Origin of the sequence: Sulfitobacter maritimus, assembly GCF_013346665.1 — a bacterium.
Taxonomy (GTDB): Bacteria; Pseudomonadota; Alphaproteobacteria; order Rhodobacterales; family Rhodobacteraceae; genus Sulfitobacter; species Sulfitobacter maritimus.
In genome coordinates this window covers 43,222-61,879 of the sequence record NZ_JABVBB010000022.1, presented here as the reverse complement: position 1 = coordinate 61,879, position 18,658 = coordinate 43,222, and the positions used below count along the sequence as shown (strand labels likewise).

Here is an 18,658-nt window from a genome sequence, read left to right as displayed (position 1 = left end):
CCCAAAAGGGGGCATCCGTAGAACGGAAGGAACGAACCAATGAAGGCACTCAGCATCGCCGCAACCGGCATGATGGCGCAGCAGACCAATGTCGATGTGATCTCCAACAACATCGCCAACGCCAATACGACGGGCTTCAAGGCCAGCCGCGCCGCCTTTCAGGATTTGATCTACCAATCTATGCAACGTGAAGGGGCGCTGACCTCTGAGGCGGGATCGACACGGCCTGTGGGCATCGACATCGGCATGGGGGTGCAGACCGCTGGGACCGTACGGCTCAACACCCAAGGCGGCATGGTTGCTACCGAGAACCAGTTGAACGTGGCCATTGACGGGCGCGGCTATTTCTCGGTCCTGATGCCCGATGGCAATCAGGCTTTCACCCGCGACGGCTCTTTCCAACTGTCGGCAGAAGGCGAGATCGTCACCATGCAGGGCTACCGCGTCGATCCCGGCCTTGTCGTGCCACCAAACACCACTTCGGTAGAGATCAACGAGCAAGGCGTTGTCATGGCCTATGTTGAGAATGACCCGATCCCGGTGGAACTGGGCCAGTTCAGCCTGACCACCTTTGTCAACGAGCCGGGGATGCGTCCCGTAGGCAATAACTTCTTGCTTGCCACCGAAGCCTCTGGCGAGGCCCAGGTCGTCACCCCCGGCTCCCCGGGCACCGGGCTGTTGCGTCAGGGCTATCTGGAAGCGTCGAACGTGAATGTCATTCAACAGATCACCGATCTGATCTCGGCGCAGCGCGCCTATGAGATGAACTCCAAATCGATCGAAACCGCAGACCAGATGCTGTCGGCGGCGAACCAGATCCGCTAATGAAACGGCTCGGCGCGATCCTTCTTGGCGTGATGCTACTTGCAGAGCCATCTTTGGCGGCCCCTGTCGGCGTGCTTGTCGAAGAACGCGCCCGCTCGGATTACGCCGACAGCCTGCCGCCCGAGGGCGAGTTTGAAGTCACGGTTAAGGACGCGCCGAAGGGCGAGGTCGTCACGCTGGCAGAGTTCTGGATGGATCCGCGCAGTGGCAAGTTTCTGGCCAATGCCGTGCTTGAGACCGGCGACGTGCAGCGCATTGGGGGGCTGGCGCTGATCACCCTGCCGGTGCCTGTGCCGACCCGACGGCTGTTGCCCGATGATATCATCACGGAAGACGATCTGACCGTCATGCGCCTGCCCGTGGGCCGCGTGGGCGCCTATGTCGAGACCGAGATCGATGAGGTCATCGGCAAACAGGTGCGCCGGGTGCTCACGCCGGGGCGCCCCATTCAGACGCAGTCGATCATTCATCCGCTGGTCATCAGCCGGGGCGACCGGGTAGAGATCAGCTTCAGCGATGGTCTGCTCGACTTACGCTCTCCCGGTCGTGCGCTCAGCGACGCGCATGAGGGGCAGGAAGTCCGTATCGTGAACCTTATCAGCAACAAGACGGTCACCGGCATCGCCACCGGCGAAGGGACCGTGGAGATCGTGCAATGACAGCCGTTTTTACCCGCCCCGGTGTTCTGGCCTTGGGAGCGTCCCTTTTCCTCGCAGGCTGTGCCGCCAACCCCCATTTTGACCGCGATCCCCAGCCCTCCCCGCTTGTAGTGGACAGTCAAACGATCCCCGAGGTTGCCCGCGTTCAGGTGCCAATGCCCGCCGCCGCGATGGAGCCGCCCCGCAGCGGCAGTGCGCGGGCCTCACTCTTTTCGGCCAAACATGAGGCGCTGTTTTCCGACCAACGCGCCGATGACATTGGCGATATCGTGACAGTTGTCATTTCCATCGACGACCGCGCCCAATTGCGCAATACCACCGACCGCGAGCGCGAAGGCGCAAGTTCGATCGGTTTCCCGACCTTCTTTGGCTATGGCGCGAAAATTGCCGCAATTCTGCCCGGAATCAGTGCCGCCGACCTGCCCAGTGGCGACGTGGTCGAGATCGGCTCGTCCTCGGAAGCGAGCGGTTCTGGCGCGATTTCACGCAACGAGCGGATCGAGTTAAAAGTCGCTGCACTGGTGATCGACAAGCTGCCCAATGGCACGCTGGTGGTCGCGGGACGTCAAGAAATCATGGTGAATCAAGAGCTGCGCGAGCTGCGCATGGCCGGGATCGTGCGCCCTGCCGACATCCGCGATGACAACACGATTTCCTATGACAAGATCGCAGAGGCCCGCATCGCCTACGGTGGCCGCGGCACGCTTTCGCGCGCTCAGGAGCGCAGCTATGGCGAAGACGCGATGGATGTGATCCTGCCCTATTAATTCGCGACTTGGTCACAATGTGAGACCATTGCCGTCGCAATCGACCGTTAAACCTGACGAAAGCTCAGGAAAGGTCGAACATGAAAAAGGCAGCAATCGCATTCGTAGCACTCCCCCTGCTCTGCATGGGTGCGGGCTATGGGGCTGGTCTGGCTCTGGCCCCTGCCCCAGCACCTGAGGATTTGGCAGAAAAGTCCCCCCCAGAAGCCGATAAGGCGCAATCAGACAAGGCCGCGCATGGTCCCGAGGATGGCGCCGCCAGCAAAGATGCTGTGGCAGAGGAGCACGCCGCCCAAGATGCTCCCCCCGCTGAGTTGGACCGCTACATGCTGGCGCAGGACCGCAAGATCGTCCGCGTGGGCCAGATGACGATCCCGGTCGAAAAGACAAACAGCATCTCTTACGTGGTCGCGGATTTCGCGCTCAAACTTGAATCCTTGGAATTGGCCGAACGCTACCGCCGTGTCGAAGATGCCACCCGGTTGCGCGATTCACTTTTGCAGGCGATGAACCTCGCGGCTGAAAGCGCCGTGCTACGCGGGGTGGCGATCGACAGCGACGCCCTCTCGCAGCTTTTGCGTGATCTCATCAGTCGCGATCATAGCGGCATTGACGACGTGCTGTTTGTGTCGCTCTACAAGCAAGACGTGGCGCGTCTTTAAGCTAAGGCAGCCACTCGGCCCCTTACAGAACCGAGCGAATGGTCTGAGACAGCACCGCTTCGCCGTTATCAAGCACCAGTTCCGCGCCATTCGCGGTAAAGTTCACCCGCCCGACTTCGGCGCGGGTCAGCGGCGTGACGCGGACCTCATTACCAGCCGAATCCGTGGCCGACATCTCCACCCGGAAGGTATCAGGCGGCACCGGTAGCCCCTGCATGTCGCGCCGGTCCCAGTCTACATCAATGACCTCGCCCGAGACAGTTGAGCTGCCGGGCAATTCGCGCAGCAGATTGCCGTCTTGCGAATAGATGCGGATGTTCACATTTTCGGCGCCCGGCGCCACTTCGTAGCTGAGCGGAAATTCGGTCTCCGTCATGCGGACTTGGCTAGACGGCACCAAAACATCCCGCCCGATCAACTGCATATCAGACATCGCCCCAACCGAGGCCAACATCGAACTGATCTGTTCAAGGTTTGAATTGGTCGCGATGCTCTGCTCGACCTGCGTCAACTGGGCAAGCTGTGAGACGAACTGCGTTGAATCGACCGGCTTTAGCGGGTCTTGGTTCGAAATCTGTGCCGTGAGCAGGGTCAGGAAACTGTTGTAGCTTTCTTGCAGCTCGCCCGCCGAGGTGGCCGCCGCACCGGTGTTGCTGCTGGTCGCCAAAGAGTTTGAAATCATTCCATCAATCATGGTCTCGCCTTTCAGGTGAGGATGTCCAACTGGCCGGGGCCGCTGGCGTTGCGTGGGGCCGGAGGGGCGCTGGCGTCGCTGTCAGACAGGTTCTCCGACTGGCCTGCCCCTTCTGCATTGCTATGCGATGCGGCCTGCGGCTCGCGCCCGTCTTGGCGGCCGCGCTCGCCAAAGGTCTGGAAATCCAGATCCGAACTGTCGGCGCTGATGCCGCGGGCATTGAGCGCATCAAGCAGTTGTTCGCGGTCATGGCGCAGCATTTGCAGTACCGATGCGCTTTCGGTGGTCATGGCAATCTGCATACGCCCGCCTTCGCCACGAACGACTTCGATCTCAATGTCGCCCATGCCATAGGGCGACAGAGAAAAGCGCATCCTGTTGTCGGTGGCCTCAAAGCTGCGGATCTGCTGAGCGACATGGTGACGAAGCTGTTCTTCGGGCGCGGCTGTGGGGTTCGGCGCAGACGGTGTTGTCGCAGCCGGAGGCGGCGGCGAGAGCCGAACAGGCTCACCCGCAGGCCCGCTCTGGGACGCTGTCGTGGCCTCGCGCAGCACCGCATCAGCACCGTTGCCCGGAACCGCCGTTTGCAGCACCTTCACCGCCTCGGCGAATTGCTCTGACACGGCGCTGCGGGGGGCCGCACTGTTCAGGATCGCATCTGCTTCCACAGTGGACGATGCGGCCCCGTCGTGGCGGAGACTTACGCTTGCTCCGCCCCCTCCCCCGGACGCGGGCGTTACAGCCGAGCCTGCACCCGTCTGAAGCCCCTGTGGCACAGCGGATTTCGTAGCAGAAAGACCCGCCGCGATAACAATCTGTGCGCCCGGTGTCGGAGCCGTAGAGGCATCGGAGGGTTGCGCGGCAGCGGTCGTCATATTGCGACCCACCATCGGGACCCCGGCTGAGGCAACGCTGAGCTGCCCGGCACCAGACACCACGCGCAACGCGCCGTTGATTTTGTCTTGCACGGCCGCTTCAACCTCGGGGTCCGCTAGTTGCGCCACCGCTGACAGGTCTCCAACCGTCTCGACCGGTCCTTCGCCGAGCGCCTTGGCAAAACTGGCCAATGCGCTTTTCGGGGTCACCGGGGCTGAGCCCTCATGCAATCCGGCTATCGTGTCGTCCAAAAGCGCCATCAAATCTTCAGCAGTCTCAGGCGTGGGGGGCGCGTCGGTCTCGGCTTGCGCGTCCGCTACAGCCTCCGCCTGCGGCGTCAGGCCTTTGGGCATGGCCGGCCCTGCTTCTCCCCCTTGCACGAGGGCGGCAAAGCCTTCTGCCGCGCCGGGTTCGCTCGGGGGTGCCGCTAGCGCTGTCGGGGTCGCTGTACTGGTGGTTGAGATCTGCGCTATCATCTGGCGTCCCCCGCCTGAGCGGCTTAGGAAATTCTGACGTTGCCGCGTTGTCCCTCATGAACGGGTTCGGCAGGGCAGCCGTTGACCAGCGCCTTAAGCGCAAGCGTCCATTGGTTGAGCGTCAGATGTGTTGCACCGCCCGTCAAAGCCTGAAGCGAAGGCTGGGTTACGCCGCAGTCAGAAGAGAATACCGGCATACTGTCCACCGGGCGGCCCCAATATTGCGCCAGAACCGCGTTCAGCCCGGCGCGAAAGGCCGCTGGCTCAAGCCCCAAACGGAGCAGATCATCCGCCTCGGCGGCATGGTAATAGGCCTGCCCAAGGCTGTGCAGCACGCTGTCTTCGTCCATCAGTGGGAACAAGCCACGCCCGATAATGCCGATCAGCACTTCACCGACCAAGGCACCAGCCGCCTGCGAGATGTTCTGGAAATTGTCGCTTTTGCGAATGACGACGAGCGACCCGAAAGGCACATCGGCGTCGAGTTCTTCGGCAAGGATATCGCCGAGACAGATACCGGGGATCGGTTCGATACAATCTGGCATTGCAACCGGATGACCGGTCCAATCCTGCATTTCAAAGACCGAGGCCTGCACCGGGATCAAGGCCCGGATCAGCATGTTAAAGTGACGGCCATCGGCCGATGAATCTTTGTGGCAGGCACCCTTCCAGATGCCACCGATTAGTGAATTTACCTGCATTTCCGCCTCGTTCAGGACATTCTGTCCATGGTTTATCCAGGCTATTTTTAATAGTTTTTGGGTGCCTGGTGCTCGATTATTGCTTTAGGTCTAGATCGCAAGACCTTGACCGTCAACAATTTTACGCGGCGGTACTACTTTTTAACGCACTCGCGGCAAGGTTGTCGCATTTTTCGCACAGGCCAAATCGGCTCTGATCGTCTTGGAAATAAGGGATCAGCCAGCCTGATAAACGAGTCGAATCGAAATGCGGCGATTCTCAGGGGCGAGCGGGTCAATCGTGTTAATTGGTTGCGTGTCGGCCACGCCCGAGACCCGCAGGAACCGCGCCCCGGCGATGCCCGCATCCATTAATGTGCGGCGCGTCGCGTTGGCGCGGTCGGCAGACAACTCCCAGTTGCCATAGCCAGTACTCGCGCCAAAAGCGGCGGCGTCAGTATGACCCACAATCTCCACCGGCTGGTTCTGCTCGGCAATGACATCGCCAATGGCCAAGAGCAATTCGCGGGTCTTCTCAGAGATGTCCGCACTGCCGCGCTCAAAGAGGGACTGCTCGTCTTGATCAAGCACCTGTACCGTCAGCGCCCCGTCGGACTTCTCCAGCCGCACATTACGCGCCAAGTCGCTGAGTTCAGCATCCGACGTGATGCGCTCGGCAATGTCCTCGGCCATGCGGTCGATCTCAGACTGGCGGCGCTCGGCTTCTTGTGCCGCGGCGACAGTGGCGGGGTCTGCCGTCTGGTCGGCTTGGGCTGGGTCGGTGGTATCGGCATATTCAACGACCACCGCAGGCGCTTTGTCTCGCAAGCGGCTGTCGAACACCATCATCGGATTGTCGCGCCCGAACGTCGGCTTTTGCACGTTGCCGGTATTGTCCACTGCTCCAGTCATCACCCCCGCCGCCATCAAAGGCCGCAGGTCTGCCGCGGCATCCGAAGATGAGCCGCCGTCAGATACCGTAGGAGTGAAGTAATTAGCCAGCCCGCGCAGCTTTTCTTCGTCCGAAGCCGCGAGGATCCACAACAGCAGGAAAAACGCCATCATCGCGGTCATAAAGTCGGCATAGGCCACCTTCCAACCGCCACCGTGGTGGGCGTGGCCGCCCTCCGCGTCATAGCGCTTGATGATGATCATCGCGTTCTTTTTATCGGCCATAACAGAGCCTCCCGGCGTGTCGCAATCGGGCGCTGGCCCGGATTAGGAAAGCTCTGCGTTGCGGTCAGACTTGTCGCGGGTGTATTTACCCAGACCGGCGCGTTTGGCGTATTCTGCCTTGCGCTTGGAGTAGCTCGGCGCGACCAGCGGTGCATCGGCAGGCAGGTTGAACATGACGCGGTATTCCGCCTCGGTCAGCCCATGCTCTGCACCAATGTGGCGCTTGAGCATCTTGAACCCTTTGCCGCAGCACAGACAAAAGATTGTATCCTCGGTCATGGTCTGCTCAACCGCCGCTGCGGGGATCGCCCGCGCTTTGGGGGCCACAGCCAAGCCAGGGATCACGGTTTCTGACTGCGTCTGAGCCGGTGCGGTGGCCCGCAGACGGTCAACCAAGGTTAAAATGTCATCAATCGTGACATCGCTTCGACTTGCAAAGCCTGATACGATGGTAGCAATGGCGGTGTCGCTTAAGGTCTGCTTGTGGGTGACATTAGGCATGAAGAAACTTCCTTCGTTAAGTTAATCTTGCCTTCTGCAAGGTCCACAAAAGCCCAGTGAAGGGCTTCAAACTCTATGGTGCAAAGATAGATTTTTCTTTGCTGTTTATTCTTACCACGATTCGAACTGTGTTTGGAACCCGCCCAAGCATTGACAAGCACTTTTTCGCCACTTTCGCAAAAGCAGGTCATGGCTCCATTTGCGCGACAGTTTCAAAAACTGCTGGCGTTGCGGTCACGCGGGGGGCGGGATCATTGCCGGTGGTCTGCGCGATAATCGTGCTGAACAGCCCGGTGATGCCCAGACCCGCGACCGCGATCAGCGGGATATGCAGACTCTTCCACAAGCTCTTGCGCGGTGTCGCGGCCTGCGGCGCCAGCGCCGAGGGGTCAAGCAACTCCGGCTCGGGGCGCTCCGGCACTTCGATTGCAGCGCCAAACTCGACAAAAATACCACGCGGCATGACCGCCACTTTGACGTGACGACGCTGACAACTGTCGCTGAACCCAGCCGGGAACAGTTCCGCAGGAATGTCGATGACCATGTTATCCTTGGGCCGCCAGTCCGACGCAAGCGTATTGCGCGGAATATAGACCGAGGCAAAGTCGTCTCGAAACGCAATATCGCGGGCCAATGTGGGCACCATCGGCAACGGCTGATCGGCATCGCTGGCGATCCGCATCCGCCCACCCGTCAGCCACATTTGCAGGCTTACGTAATAACATTCGCCAGAGGTGACCTCAGCAGACGGCACATAGCCCTCCGGCGGACCTGAGCGCAGCTTGCGGCGCTTCCGCCCATTGCGCGACCCCAGGGGAAAAATCTTGTCGGTGGTAACGCGCGGCCCTTCGTCAAACGCAAAACGCGGGCGCATCAACTCGTCAAAATCCAGCCCCTCTTCCTGCGCGAAGTTATAGTTGATGAGGTAATCTGCGGCAGTTTCTTCGAGAGTCTTGCTGTCTTGGATTGCCTTCAGCAAGGCGTTCTCTTCGGAAAAGAGCAGGCGGCGCGTTGGATGACCTTCGACTTCGGGGCTTACGGCAAAGCTGCCGACGGGGCGGTCAAGAATATCGGCAACCCGATCAAAAACCGCGCTTTCCTCGTCATTGTGAAAGACAACGAACTCGCAAAGCCCCGCTGCATCCATACAAAGCAGCAGGCGCATCTCTTCGGGCCAGCCCTGCACCAACTGCGCAAGCTCAGTCGGATCGACGAAATAGGCGAAGGCATCAGGCTCTGCCGAACCCGGTCCATTTTCGCTCAACTCTTCTTTGACAGAAAAACCACTATTCATCATGAAAACCCAAGTTCTTTCCTACATAATACTTGTCTAACCGCTACCACTCAAGGATAAAGTAAGAATAGTTTTGTTTTGGAGGCGTGTGCATCAATGACACTCTTGCTTGGTCTAGTAATGGTCTTTGGTCTGGTCTTTGGCGGCTTCATGCTGTCAGGCGGGAACATGGATATCGTTCTGCATGCCTTGCCTTACGAAGGCATGATGATCGGCGGCGCCTCTCTCGGTGCCTTCGTCATTGCGAACTCGTTCACTGTGGTAAAATCGTCACTTGCCGGGGTGGTGCGGGTCATAAAAGGGCCGCGCTGGAAAGCGGAAGACTACAATGACATGCTCGATCTCATGTTCGAACTCGCCCGTCTGTATAAGACCAAGGGCATCGTCGCGATGGACGAGCATATTGAGAACCCCGAAAGCAGCGCGATCTTTCAGCGCTACCCCAAGCTGATGAAGGATCACTTCATCACCGACCTCATCGCGGACAGTTTCCGCATGATGTCCATGCAATTCGATGACCGCTTCCAGATGGAAGACGTCATCAACCGCAAGATCAAAAAGCACCACCATGAATCCTTGGTCTCGGCCAGCGCGATCCAAAGCATGGCCGACGGATTGCCCGCGATCGGCATCGTCGCGGCGGTTTTGGGTGTGATCAAAACAATGTCCTCCATCGACAAACCGCCAGAGATCCTAGGCGCGATGATCGGCGGCGCTTTGGTCGGCACCTTCCTCGGGGTGTTCTTGGCCTATTGCATGGTGCAGCCCATCGCAGGTCGTCTGGAGCAGATCGAAGAAGAAGACAGCGCGATCTACACGGTTATCCGTGACGTGATCGTAGCAATCGTCGCGGGCCACCCGCCGAGCATCTGCATCGAATTGGGCCGTGGCAATATTCCAACGACCAAACAGCCCGGTTTTTCCGCGGTGGAAGCATCGCAGCGTGAACTGCCCTCTGTCTGATGCGCCTGCAACTCATCATATCGCTCCTGCTGGCCCTCCTCTCTGGGCCAGCATTGACAGCGCCGGCGGCGAAAGATGACGCTGAAGATACAAAGAAGGCTCAACCGGCAGAGCCCGCCCTGCCCGCCTCGATGCAACTACATGGGGTCATCGGGCATGTGCCGCCTATGAAGGGCCTGCCGCTGCTCGACCCTGAGATCCTCGCCCGGATGCGCGAACGGCTCATTGTCCAGTCTCAAGGGGCTGACAAGTGAAACCCAAACGCGGCGACGGTCTGGCGGTGCTATCGCGCCTAAAGCGCTACGAGATGGAAAACGTGGCGCAAGAGATGGCCGAGGTGAACCGCGCCCTGTCCGAAATCGAAAACGAGCGTCACGCCCTGATGACACAGCTAAATGACCGCGGCGACCCAGACGCAGTAGAGGCCACCCGCGTTGTCTCGGCCTTTATTCGCAATGTGTCCGAAACCATTCACCGCAAAGAGGTTGAAGCTGAACGCCTGCGGGCCGATAGCGCGGGCATCCATGACCAGCTCAATGGTCTTTTTGCCGAAGCCAAACGCATTGACCTGATCCGCCGCCGTCGTGCCGATGCCCGGCGCCAAGCGATTGATGCCGCCGAAACCGCAGCGCAGGCCGAAGGTTTCCTGTCTATCTGGCTCGAAGATCAGAGATAGCCGCCGAGCCACATCGGTTCACTAAACGGCGCTAATCGCCTCAGCCACAGCTATGTCCGCCATCTGCAAAATCGCCTCGCGGCTCTGCGCCACTGCGATGAAACGCGCATTGTGACAGAAAGTCGCCCCCGTCACACCACTTGCCTCTTCCAAGGCAGCATCCGTCAATCCGGCCCACGCCTCTGGCAGGTCCGCGCGCGCCTCAAAACTATCGCCACTTTTGCGGATCGTGGTCAGCGCCCAATCGGTACCGCGCGGGTGGACCACGAACAGCAAATGATCGGCCCCGGCCTTTTCCACAGCAGCGCGAAAGGGCATACCTTGGGGCAAGTCCAAAACGCGGCCATCACCTGCTGCCGCGATGGCTTGCAGCACCACTGCCTCCGCCCGACGTTTGGCCGCTTTGCCACGCACCGCAGCCTCTACAAAGGCCCGCGCCACTGGCAAGGCGGCCATAAACGCTGCGTCATCTGCCTGCGGATCGCGTGCGTCAAAAGCGGGTTTCAACGATTCCAGCAACACCGGCAACGTCAGCCCTGCAAGAGGTCCGGCAACAGAAGGCTCGAGCGCGCCGTTGTCGAGCAGATCTATTGGCAGCACAAAGCCGCTGTCGATACTAGCGTGTATCTCCTCAACATCACCCTCAGGCACATCCAAGCTGCGCAAATAGTCCTTGCCAAAATGCCGCCAGATCAACCCAAAGGAACTATAGGGTTGGCCATCGTCGCGTAGAGGGTTGGGTCGCTGGTGGTGATCGAAAATCCCCGCTGCGGCATCATAGTCTCGTCCAACGTCGTAAATGATCTTGCCCTCACCCGGACTGGTCCAGGCGACATCGCGCGAGCGCAGCAACGTGGCCTTGGGAAACAACTGCGTCAGAATGACCGAGGACAGCAGCTCATCCGCGTGAAAGCCTCCGGAATGGGTGATAAGATGGGTAACGCTCATGGGCCGGGCCTCGCTGGGGCTGAACTGGGCCTAGATATAAAATGACGACCCAAGGGCAGTTACCGTGAGGTCACGCCAAGGTTCAAGCAATGAACGGCACAGCCCCATAGCGAACGGCATATTCAAGGCAAATAGAAATTCTAATGCCTTTATGCGCAACTACTGCTGACCTGAACATGCTGACAACCAGCGTCATGCGCGTGGTGAGGACGCGCAGAGGTATTTGAGAAAGGATGAAGAGTGAAAAGCGCGCTCTGTGAACGGATTACGGGCCGTTAGTAACCCTGCCTTCACCTTTCACGGCCGGTTCCGCAGTCTGCAACGTGCGAACAGACAAAGACCCTTTACCTTCTTCATCCTTTTTCAAATACCGCTGCACAACAGTTCCACAAACAGGCGGTTAGCATTCTGGAACGCAACGTTTTGCCGAAGGCGTCTGAGGACGTCAGCGACGATGACGCGAAAGCAGTTGTGCGATCTATGCAGCCAGCTTGCGCGTGCTTGATTGACAGCCCGGCTCGCGGTGATATGTAATTTGATCAAATCCAACGACACGCCGATTCACGTGACCACGGCGAACTCATTTCACCAGCAACCGGAGTACACCTGATGTCTCGGCCCAGCCACCCCTACGCCGGCGACGGCAGCCATACCACCAGCTATTACGCGGCGTCGGCTAATCCGGCGCCAGAGCGTCCGACCCTGCAGGGCGATCAGGAGATCGACATCTGCATCGTAGGCGCGGGCTATAGCGGTTTGTCGACCGGTCTGCATCTGGCTGAAAAGGGCTATAAAGTCGCCATTATGGAAGGCGCGCGGGTCGGCTGGGGAGCTTCGGGGCGCAATGGCGGGCAGATCGTCAACGGGCTGAACGCCAGTCTGCAAACGATCAAACGCCGCTATGGCCAAGATACAGCGACCTTTGTGGCCGGATTGGTGCAGGAGGGTGGCGAGATCATTCGCGAGCGGGTTCGGACCTATGATATCAAATGTGATCTGAAGGATAAAAACATCTTCACCGGCCTGACCGCAGCACATATGCGCGAGTTGGAAGAGCGGATGAAGCTTTGGGAAAGCTACGGCATCAAGAACCAAGAGATGCTAGATAAGGTGCAACTGCGCGCCCATGTGAACTCTGACCTCTATGCTGGGGGGATGATCGACCATTCCGGTGGCCATATGCATCCGCTGAACCTCGCCCTCGGTGAGGCGGCTGCTTTCGAGCAAAACGGCGGTACTATCTATGAGATGTCGCCGGTGACGAGCGTGGACCACAGCGCCGCGCGACCTGTCGTGAAAACCGATCAAGGGTCGATGACCTGCAAGACGCTGGTGCTCTGTGGCAATGCCTATCTGGGTCATGTTGTCCCCGAACTTGCGCCGCGGGTCATGCCTGTCTCGACCCAGGTCATGGCCACCGAGCCACTGGGCGAAGACCTCGCGCATGAGTTGCTGCCCACGGACGCCTGTGTTGAGGATATTCGGTATATTCTCGATTACTACCGCCTGTCGGGTGACAAACGCATGTTGTTCGGCGGTGGCACTGTCTATGGCGGCGCCGACCCGCGCGACATCGAGGCCAAGCTGCGGCGCAATATGGATAAGGTCTTTCCGCAGTTAAAAGGCATTAAGATCACACATGCATGGAGTGGCAATTTTGCCCTTTCCTTTAGCCGCGTGCCGCAGATGGGGCGGATCGGGGATAACACTTATTTCGCGCATGGCTACAGCGGCCATGGTGTGACGGGGTCGCATACCTTCGGGCGTATTCTTTCTGAGGCGATTGACGGTGACCTCACCCGCTTTGACGTCTTCGCCGATGTCCCTTGGTACCCTTTCCCCGGTGGGCGGATGCTGCGTGTGCCATATTCGGTGGCGGGCTCTTGGTGGTATGGCCTGCGTGACCGGCTGGGCATCTGAGGTCTTAGCGGGCGGCACTCTTAGATGAGGCTGCCCGCGCCGCTAGTAGGGCAATCCGACGTAATTCTGCGCCATTGCTAACTGCGCGGCTTTGTTTGAGCGGAGAAAATCCAGCTCGGCCAATTGCATCTTTAGATCAAATTCCGATTGGTCCGGATAGCGGTGCAGCAGCGATGAAAACCACCACGAGAACCGCTCAACCTTCCACACCCGGCGCAGTGCCTTGGCTGAATAGCTGTCGATACCCGCCTCAGTTCCTTCTAGATAGAACGCTTTGAGCCCCTGGAACAGATAGTGCACGTCTGAGGCTGCGGTGTTCAGCCCCTTGGCACCGGTGGGTGGCACGATATGCGCGGCATCCCCGCAAAGAAACAACCGCCCCCACCGCATCGGTTCGGTTACGAATGAGCGCAGCGGCGCGATGCTCTTTTCGATTGAGGGGCCGGTGACCAGCTTCTCGGCCATATCCGTGGGGATGCGGCGTTTAAGCTCCTCCCAAAAAGCCGCATCTGTCCAATCTGCTGGGCTCTCGCTGAGCGAACATTGGATGTAGTAGCGGCTCAGATGGTCGCTGCGCATCGAGCATAGGGCAAAGCCGCGTTTTGAGTTCGCATAGATCAACTCGTCATGCACGGGGGGCGTTTCGCTTAAGACACCCAGCCAGCCAAATGGATAGATCTTTTCATACTCGCGCCGCACTGTCAGGGGGATCGCCTGACGGCTGACACCATGGAAACCATCGCAGCCCGCGATGAAATCGCAGTCGATCCGATGCGCCTGCCCATCGACCTCATAGGTCACATGCGGGTTATCGCAATCGGCCCGATGGATTTGGACGTGTTCCACGTTAAACACGATCTGCCCGCCGGCCTTTTCGCGCGCGGTATAGAGGTCGCGTGTCACCTCTGTCTGGCCGTAGACCACAACCGACGCCTGTGCCAACTGCTTAAAGTCGATCCGAAAATCTTCTTCCCCATATGAGATCAGCGCCCCATCATGCACGTGACCTTCGGCGTGAAGCCGGTCAGCGCAGCCTGCCTCTTCCAGCATACGGACGAGGCCTTGTTCCAACACGCCCGCGCGGATGCGGGCCAAGACATAGTCTTTGGTCTGCCGTTCTAGCACGATGCTTTCGACGCCAATGGTGCCGAGCAACTGTGCCAACAACAGGCCGGATGGCCCTCCGCCAATAATTGCCACTTGGGTTTTCATCCGCGCCCTCCCCTATTCGTGGGGAGCATCACATAGGCACGCGCGTCAGGGCAACGCTAGACAGGGAAAAACATCGGACATTGGCGATAGCCCCAAAATCCGCAAGCTTACCGAATCCGCCGAAGCGAACCCGTCCTTTCAACGGTCCTTTTTATCGACCTGCTTCTGCGGGTTCTTAGAGTCGAATTCCTCGGGCCGATGTGCCGCGCCCTCGTGATCGTCTTGGGGCATTGTGCCGCTCGCGGTGGGGCGGGCGCTTTTCCTTGGCATGTTCTGGTTCATTGGGCATGGGGGGTGTTTCCTTTCACGGATGGGCTTTGCTGGCTCACGCTTGGCCTATTGGTGCAAACGCAAGGCGTCTGTGGGATGTTCCTGCAAGCGGCCCGAACGGGATTTCGGACCAAAATAACTTGCTGTGCGCCTTCCCCGTTTTACCTCTCAATCCAATGACCAAGCTGGATGTCGCGTCCGGCGCTTATTTGGCGGGAAGGATTCAACGTGAAAACGGAACTGACCATTAACGGCACACAACACAAGCTGGAGCTTGATCCGAGGACAACCTTGCTCGACGCGCTGCGCCATCATCTGGGGCTGACTGGCAGCAAGAAAGGCTGCGATCATGGGCAATGCGGGGCCTGCACGGTCATGGTGAACGGGCGGCGGATCAATTCCTGCCTGACGTTGGCCTGTATGCACGACGGGGATGAAATCACCACCATCGAAGGCATCGGCCAGCCGGACAATCTAAGCCCACTGCAACAGGCCTTCATTTCTCAGGACGGCTTTCAATGTGGCTATTGCACGCCCGGACAAATCTGCTCTGCCACCGCGATGCTGGAAGAGATCGCAGAAGGTTGGCCGAGCCATGCCACAGAAGACATCAACGACAGACCATCGCTGACCGTTGACGAGATCGCGGAGCGGATGAGCGGCAACCTCTGCCGTTGTGCCGCCTACCCCAATATCGTCGAGGCGATCCGCAAAACAGCGGAGGAAAGCGCATGAGACCTTTCGATTATTCCCGCGCCAGTAGCACGGCTGACGCCGCCCAGCAAGCCGCAGGTGGCGGCACCTTTATCGCCGGTGGCACCAACCTGCTGGACCTGATGAAGCTTGAGGTTATGGCCCCCGACAAGCTGATCGATATCAACCGGCTCGACCTGTCGCAGATCGAAGAGACCTCCGACGGTGGGCTGCGCATCGGGGCGTTGGTGAGCAATAGCGATCTGGCCAATGACACCCGCGTGCGTCGCGATTGGCCAGTGCTGAGCCGTGCGCTTTTGGCCGGGGCCAGCGGTCAGCTACGCAACAAGGCGACCACCGGCGGCAACCTGCTGCAACGCACGCGCTGTCTGTATTTCTACGACCGCGCCACGCCCTGCAACAAACGCGACCCCGGCAGTGGCTGTGCGGCGCGGGAGGGGTTTAACCGCATCCTCGCCGTGCTTGGCACATCGGAACACTGCATCGCCACGCATCCCAGCGATATGGCGGTGGCCATGCGGGTGCTGGACGCTGAGGTGGAGACGTTGAAGCAAGACGGTGAAACCCGCCGCTTGACGCTGGACGCGCTCTATCTGCTGCCCGGCGATCACCCCGAGCGGGAGACCGTTTTGGAACCCGGCGAGTTGATCACGGCGGTCGTCCTCCCCGCCCCCATCAAAGACGCGCAGCAGACCTACCGCAAGGTGCGAGACCGGGCGTCTTACGCCTTCGCTCTGGTGTCCGTGGCGGGGATCGTGGGCCTCAAAGACGGGCGCATCAGCCATGCCGATCTGGCGTTCGGGGGGCTTGCCCCCAAACCTTGGCGCAATGCTGAGGTTGAGGAACTGCTGATCGGTGAGACCCCTTCCGAGACCTTGTTCGACAAGGCCGCTGATATCCTTTTGGCCGAAGCACAAGGCTATGGCGCGAATGACTTCAAAATCCCCCTCGCCCGCAGGACGCTGGTGTCGGTGCTTAACGAATTGACCAAGGAGGCAAGCGCATGACCGAGGTTTTCAAGATGGATGCCCCGGCAACGGATCGGCGGCTTGATGACATGGTGCAAGGTCTTGTCGGCGCACCGCTTGACCGGCCAGAAGGGCCGCTTAAAGTGACCGGCCAGGCGACCTATGCCAACGAATGGCAGGTTGAGAACATGGCGCATGGTGTGATGGTCCGCGCACCGGGGCCGAGCGGCCGTGTCGTTCTGTCCAACCGCGATGACGTCGCCGCCATGCCCGGCGTGCTGGCGGTGATCCAAGACGAACGCCTGCTGCGGAACCCGGCGCAGGGCAAAGCGAACGAAGCCCCGGTGCAGGGACCGCATCACGCGGCCTATATGGGCCAGTTGATCGCGGTCGTGGTGGCCGAAACTTTCGAGCAGGCACGCCACGCGGCGCAGTCGGTTAAAGTCACGCTTGAGAATGCCGAGGTCGTGGCCGTCACTTCCGACACCGCCGCCGTTGAGCCGCAGGAGAGCAAAACCCTCGACCAAGGCGATCTTGAAACCGCAATGCGCGAGGCGGCGCATACGGTGGACGCGACCTATACCACCCCGTCCCATTCCAGCACACCGATGGAGCCCCATGCCTCTATCGCCACATGGGAGGGCGAGGATCTGATCCTGCGCGGCAGCTATCAGATGCTAAAATACAACCGTAATGAACTGGCGGATTCCTTGGGGATTCATCCAGACCGGGTGCGGATGCTTGCGCCCTATGTTGGGGGTGGCTTTGGCTCCAAGCTTGGGATCGCGCCCGAAGCTGTGGCGGCCGCCATCGCGGCCAGAGAGGTCGGACGCCCGGTGTCGGTCGCTTTGCACCGACAGCAGGTCTATGAGGCGACCATGCGGCGTTCGGATACACGCCAACGCATCAGGCTTGCCGCCGATGCGGAGGGCCGCTTGATCGGTCTGGGCCATGACGCGCTGGTGTCCAACCTCCCCGGAGAGACCTTTGCCGAGCCGGTCTTGCAGGCGTCGCATTTCCTTTATGCCGGGGCGAACCGGAAGATGTCGATGGATTTGGCACGGGTGCATCGGCTCTGCTGCGGGTCGGTCCGTGCGCCGGGCGAAGCCGTGGGCGTCACCGTGTTCGAAAGCGCGATGGACGAATTGGCGCAACAGATCGGCATGGACCCGGTGGAACTGCGCCGTCGTAACATCCCCGACAAAGACCCCGAAAGCGGCAAGCCCTTCTCCTCGCGCCGGTTTGAGGACGCGTTGGACAGCGGAGCCAAAATCTTCGGCTGGGCCGACCGTCCCGGTGTCAAAGAACGCCGCGAGGGGGAATGGCTGATCGGCTACGGCATGGCCTCAGCGGCGCGGGTGAATGTGCTGATGGAATCCCAAGCGCGGGTGACGTTGACGCCGCAAGGCACGGCACGGGTCGAGACGGATATGACCGATATCGGCACCGGCACCTATGCGATCCTCGGCCAGATCGCCGGTGACATGCTGGGCCTGCCACGCGATGCGGTTGAGGTCGTCTTGGGCGATACCTCCCTGCCGCCCGCTGCGGGTTCTGGCGGATCGTGGGGCGCTTCCTCCAGCGGCACATCGGTCTACCTCGCCTGCCAAGCAATCCGACAGCAGTTGGCCGAGCGGTTGGAGGTGAGCGAGAATGACCTGACCTTGAAGGACGGGCGCGCGACCTTTGACAACCAGACGCGCGGCCTTGCAGACATCCTTCAGAACGATGAAATCGTAAAGCTGGGTCATGTCGAAGCAGGCGAAACCTCCGAGGCCGTGCGTCAGGCCACATTCGGTGCTTATTTCGCCGAAGTTGCCGTCCACGCCGCCACAGGGGAGACCCGCGTGCGACGGATGCATGGCACCTTTGCTGCGGGCCGCATCTTGAACGCTAAAACAGCCCGGTCGCAATGTCTGGGCGGCATGACCTTTGGCATCGGCATGGCGCTGACCGAAGAACTGGCCTTTGATCCCCGCGACGGTCATGTGGCGAACCACAACTTGGCCGAATACCATATCCCGGTGAACGCCGATGTGCCGCAACTAACGGTCGAACTGCTTGAAGAACGGGACGACTGGGCCAACCCTATGCAGGCCAAGGGGATTGGTGAGTTGGGCATCTGCGGGGCTGGAGCCGCGATTTTGAACGCGATCTACAATGCCACCGGCGTGCGAGTGCGCGATTACCCTGCGACCCTGGATAAAGTCATCGCCGGGATGTGACGGGAACTTGCCGCGCCCGGACCTGCCCTGTGAGGGCGGTCTTGGGCGCGCCTACTTCGCTCGCAATCGTCGTCTCTAGCACGTCAGGTTTTGCGTCCCGCGATAGGGAGACCGCAGATTCAACGTGGCTTTGCCTAAGTCTCGTGCAGCGA

The 18,658-nt window shown here is 59.9% G+C and carries 20 protein-coding genes; 11 read left to right on the top strand and 9 right to left on the bottom strand.

The annotated features are described in order from the left end of the window. Window positions 1–39 precede the first annotated feature (39 nt). The 4 genes from flgG (at window position 40) to HTT03_RS06460 (ending at window position 2,913) form a co-directional block, all read left to right on the top strand. The gene (flgG, locus tag HTT03_RS06475) at window positions 40–825 is read left to right on the top strand and encodes a flagellar basal-body rod protein FlgG (RefSeq protein WP_174859062.1); all 786 of its coding nucleotides are present in this window, start codon (window positions 40–42) and stop codon (window positions 823–825) included. After that, the gene (gene flgA, locus HTT03_RS06470; RefSeq protein ID WP_174859061.1) at window positions 825–1,484 is read left to right on the top strand and encodes a flagellar basal body P-ring formation chaperone FlgA; all 660 of its coding nucleotides are present in this window, start codon (window positions 825–827) and stop codon (window positions 1,482–1,484) included. The genes flgG and flgA overlap by 1 nt, the downstream gene beginning before the upstream one ends. Continuing rightward, window positions 1,481–2,251, top strand: a complete 771-nt coding sequence (locus HTT03_RS06465) for a flagellar basal body L-ring protein FlgH (protein ID WP_174859060.1) — start codon at window positions 1,481–1,483, stop codon at window positions 2,249–2,251. Before flgA ends, HTT03_RS06465 begins: the two co-directional genes overlap by 4 nt. Before the next feature lie 80 nt (window positions 2,252–2,331). Beyond that, the gene (locus HTT03_RS06460; protein WP_174859059.1) at window positions 2,332–2,913 is read left to right on the top strand and encodes a hypothetical protein; all 582 of its coding nucleotides are present in this window, start codon (window positions 2,332–2,334) and stop codon (window positions 2,911–2,913) included. A 22-nt stretch (window positions 2,914–2,935) separates the two neighbouring features. Here the strand turns inward: HTT03_RS06460 and HTT03_RS06455 are convergent, their stop codons facing one another. The 6 genes from HTT03_RS06455 to HTT03_RS06430 form a co-directional block, all read right to left on the bottom strand. Continuing rightward, window positions 2,936–3,607: a flagellar hook assembly protein FlgD gene (locus HTT03_RS06455; RefSeq protein WP_174859058.1), complete on the bottom strand. Its 672-nt coding sequence runs from the start codon at window positions 3,605–3,607 to the stop codon at window positions 2,936–2,938. Window positions 3,608–3,618: 11 nt separating this feature from the next. After that, window positions 3,619–4,836, bottom strand: a complete 1,218-nt coding sequence (locus HTT03_RS06450; RefSeq protein ID WP_174859057.1) for a flagellar hook-length control protein FliK — start codon at window positions 4,834–4,836, stop codon at window positions 3,619–3,621. A 146-nt stretch (window positions 4,837–4,982) separates the two neighbouring features. Then, complete coding sequence (locus HTT03_RS06445; protein WP_174859056.1) at window positions 4,983–5,660, bottom strand: hypothetical protein; 678 nt, start codon at window positions 5,658–5,660, stop codon at window positions 4,983–4,985. A 216-nt stretch (window positions 5,661–5,876) separates the two neighbouring features. Further along, entirely contained in the window at window positions 5,877–6,815 is a 939-nt protein-coding gene (locus tag HTT03_RS06440; protein WP_174859055.1) for a flagellar motor protein MotB, read from the bottom strand. Between the two features lie 42 nt (window positions 6,816–6,857). Next, the gene (locus HTT03_RS06435; protein WP_174859054.1) at window positions 6,858–7,316 is read right to left on the bottom strand and encodes a Ros/MucR family transcriptional regulator; all 459 of its coding nucleotides are present in this window, start codon (window positions 7,314–7,316) and stop codon (window positions 6,858–6,860) included. Window positions 7,317–7,503: 187 nt separating this feature from the next. Continuing rightward, window positions 7,504–8,613: a hypothetical protein gene (locus HTT03_RS06430; protein ID WP_174859053.1), complete on the bottom strand. Its 1,110-nt coding sequence runs from the start codon at window positions 8,611–8,613 to the stop codon at window positions 7,504–7,506. Window positions 8,614–8,706: 93 nt separating this feature from the next. Between HTT03_RS06430 and motA the strand changes: the two genes are divergently transcribed. Genes motA through HTT03_RS06415 form a run of 3 tightly spaced genes read left to right on the top strand, consistent with a single transcriptional unit; the run spans window position 8,707 to window position 10,249 of the window. Next, window positions 8,707–9,573, top strand: a complete 867-nt coding sequence (gene motA / locus HTT03_RS06425) for a flagellar motor stator protein MotA (RefSeq protein WP_174859052.1) — start codon at window positions 8,707–8,709, stop codon at window positions 9,571–9,573. Then, a complete protein-coding gene (locus HTT03_RS06420) occupies window positions 9,573–9,827 on the top strand; it encodes a hypothetical protein (protein WP_174859051.1) in 255 nt (84 codons plus the stop codon). Before motA ends, HTT03_RS06420 begins: the two co-directional genes overlap by 1 nt. Then, entirely contained in the window at window positions 9,824–10,249 is a 426-nt protein-coding gene (locus HTT03_RS06415; RefSeq protein ID WP_174859050.1) for a hypothetical protein, read from the top strand. Before HTT03_RS06420 ends, HTT03_RS06415 begins: the two co-directional genes overlap by 4 nt. A 21-nt stretch (window positions 10,250–10,270) precedes the next feature. Here the strand turns inward: HTT03_RS06415 and HTT03_RS06410 are convergent, their stop codons facing one another. Beyond that, window positions 10,271–11,197, bottom strand: coding sequence for an MYG1 family protein (locus HTT03_RS06410; protein ID WP_174859049.1), 927 nt, complete (start codon window positions 11,195–11,197; stop codon window positions 10,271–10,273). A gap of 609 nt (window positions 11,198–11,806) precedes the next feature. On the opposite strand from HTT03_RS06410, the gene HTT03_RS06405 reads away from it, so the two are divergent. Further along, entirely contained in the window at window positions 11,807–13,117 is a 1,311-nt protein-coding gene (locus HTT03_RS06405; RefSeq protein ID WP_174859048.1) for an NAD(P)/FAD-dependent oxidoreductase, read from the top strand. A 42-nt stretch (window positions 13,118–13,159) separates the two neighbouring features. Here HTT03_RS06405 and pobA read toward each other — a convergent pair whose 3' ends face one another. Both pobA and HTT03_RS18815 read right to left on the bottom strand, forming a co-directional pair. After that, on the bottom strand, window positions 13,160–14,329 hold the full coding sequence (gene pobA, locus HTT03_RS06400; RefSeq protein ID WP_174859047.1) for a 4-hydroxybenzoate 3-monooxygenase: 1,170 nt from the start codon (window positions 14,327–14,329) through the stop codon (window positions 13,160–13,162). Between the two features lie 138 nt (window positions 14,330–14,467). Further along, window positions 14,468–14,599, bottom strand: a complete 132-nt coding sequence (locus HTT03_RS18815; RefSeq protein WP_281361042.1) for a hypothetical protein — start codon at window positions 14,597–14,599, stop codon at window positions 14,468–14,470. A gap of 228 nt (window positions 14,600–14,827) precedes the next feature. Between HTT03_RS18815 and HTT03_RS06395 the strand changes: the two genes are divergently transcribed. From HTT03_RS06395 to HTT03_RS06385, 3 genes are read left to right on the top strand one after another with little or no spacing between them, the layout of a single operon-like run. Continuing rightward, the gene (locus HTT03_RS06395; protein ID WP_343035716.1) at window positions 14,828–15,334 is read left to right on the top strand and encodes a 2Fe-2S iron-sulfur cluster-binding protein; all 507 of its coding nucleotides are present in this window, start codon (window positions 14,828–14,830) and stop codon (window positions 15,332–15,334) included. Further along, window positions 15,331–16,320, top strand: a complete 990-nt coding sequence (locus tag HTT03_RS06390; protein WP_174859045.1) for an FAD binding domain-containing protein — start codon at window positions 15,331–15,333, stop codon at window positions 16,318–16,320. Before HTT03_RS06395 ends, HTT03_RS06390 begins: the two co-directional genes overlap by 4 nt. After that, window positions 16,317–18,506 carry a xanthine dehydrogenase family protein molybdopterin-binding subunit gene (locus HTT03_RS06385; RefSeq protein ID WP_174859044.1) on the top strand — a complete coding sequence of 730 codons (2,190 nt, stop codon included), beginning with the start codon at window positions 16,317–16,319 and terminating at the stop codon, window positions 18,504–18,506. Before HTT03_RS06390 ends, HTT03_RS06385 begins: the two co-directional genes overlap by 4 nt. Window positions 18,507–18,658: the final 152 nt, after the last annotated feature.

Bases quoted from the DNA above. Each gene is read 5' to 3' on its own strand.
- flgG (WP_174859062.1), top strand. From the start codon at position 40: ATGAAGGCACTCAGCATCGCCGCAACCGGCATGATGGCGCAGCAGACC.
- flgA (WP_174859061.1), top strand. From the start codon at position 825: ATGAAACGGCTCGGCGCGATCCTTCTTGGCGTGATGCTACTTGCAGAG.
- HTT03_RS06465 (WP_174859060.1), top strand. From the start codon at position 1,481: ATGACAGCCGTTTTTACCCGCCCCGGTGTTCTGGCCTTGGGAGCGTCC.
- HTT03_RS06460 (WP_174859059.1), top strand. From the start codon at position 2,332: ATGAAAAAGGCAGCAATCGCATTCGTAGCACTCCCCCTGCTCTGCATG.
- HTT03_RS06455 (WP_174859058.1), bottom strand. From the start codon at position 3,607: ATGATTGATGGAATGATTTCAAACTCTTTGGCGACCAGCAGCAACACC.
- HTT03_RS06450 (WP_174859057.1), bottom strand. From the start codon at position 4,836: ATGCCCAAAGGCCTGACGCCGCAGGCGGAGGCTGTAGCGGACGCGCAA.
- HTT03_RS06445 (WP_174859056.1), bottom strand. From the start codon at position 5,660: ATGCAGGTAAATTCACTAATCGGTGGCATCTGGAAGGGTGCCTGCCAC.
- HTT03_RS06440 (WP_174859055.1), bottom strand. From the start codon at position 6,815: ATGGCCGATAAAAAGAACGCGATGATCATCATCAAGCGCTATGACGCG.
- HTT03_RS06435 (WP_174859054.1), bottom strand. From the start codon at position 7,316: ATGCCTAATGTCACCCACAAGCAGACCTTAAGCGACACCGCCATTGCT.
- HTT03_RS06430 (WP_174859053.1), bottom strand. From the start codon at position 8,613: ATGATGAATAGTGGTTTTTCTGTCAAAGAAGAGTTGAGCGAAAATGGA.
- motA (WP_174859052.1), top strand. From the start codon at position 8,707: ATGACACTCTTGCTTGGTCTAGTAATGGTCTTTGGTCTGGTCTTTGGC.
- HTT03_RS06420 (WP_174859051.1), top strand. From the start codon at position 9,573: ATGCGCCTGCAACTCATCATATCGCTCCTGCTGGCCCTCCTCTCTGGG.
- HTT03_RS06410 (WP_174859049.1), bottom strand. From the start codon at position 11,197: ATGAGCGTTACCCATCTTATCACCCATTCCGGAGGCTTTCACGCGGAT.
- HTT03_RS06405 (WP_174859048.1), top strand. From the start codon at position 11,807: ATGTCTCGGCCCAGCCACCCCTACGCCGGCGACGGCAGCCATACCACC.
- pobA (WP_174859047.1), bottom strand. From the start codon at position 14,329: ATGAAAACCCAAGTGGCAATTATTGGCGGAGGGCCATCCGGCCTGTTG.
- HTT03_RS18815 (WP_281361042.1), bottom strand. From the start codon at position 14,599: ATGCCAAGGAAAAGCGCCCGCCCCACCGCGAGCGGCACAATGCCCCAA.
- HTT03_RS06390 (WP_174859045.1), top strand. From the start codon at position 15,331: ATGAGACCTTTCGATTATTCCCGCGCCAGTAGCACGGCTGACGCCGCC.
- HTT03_RS06385 (WP_174859044.1), top strand. From the start codon at position 16,317: ATGACCGAGGTTTTCAAGATGGATGCCCCGGCAACGGATCGGCGGCTT.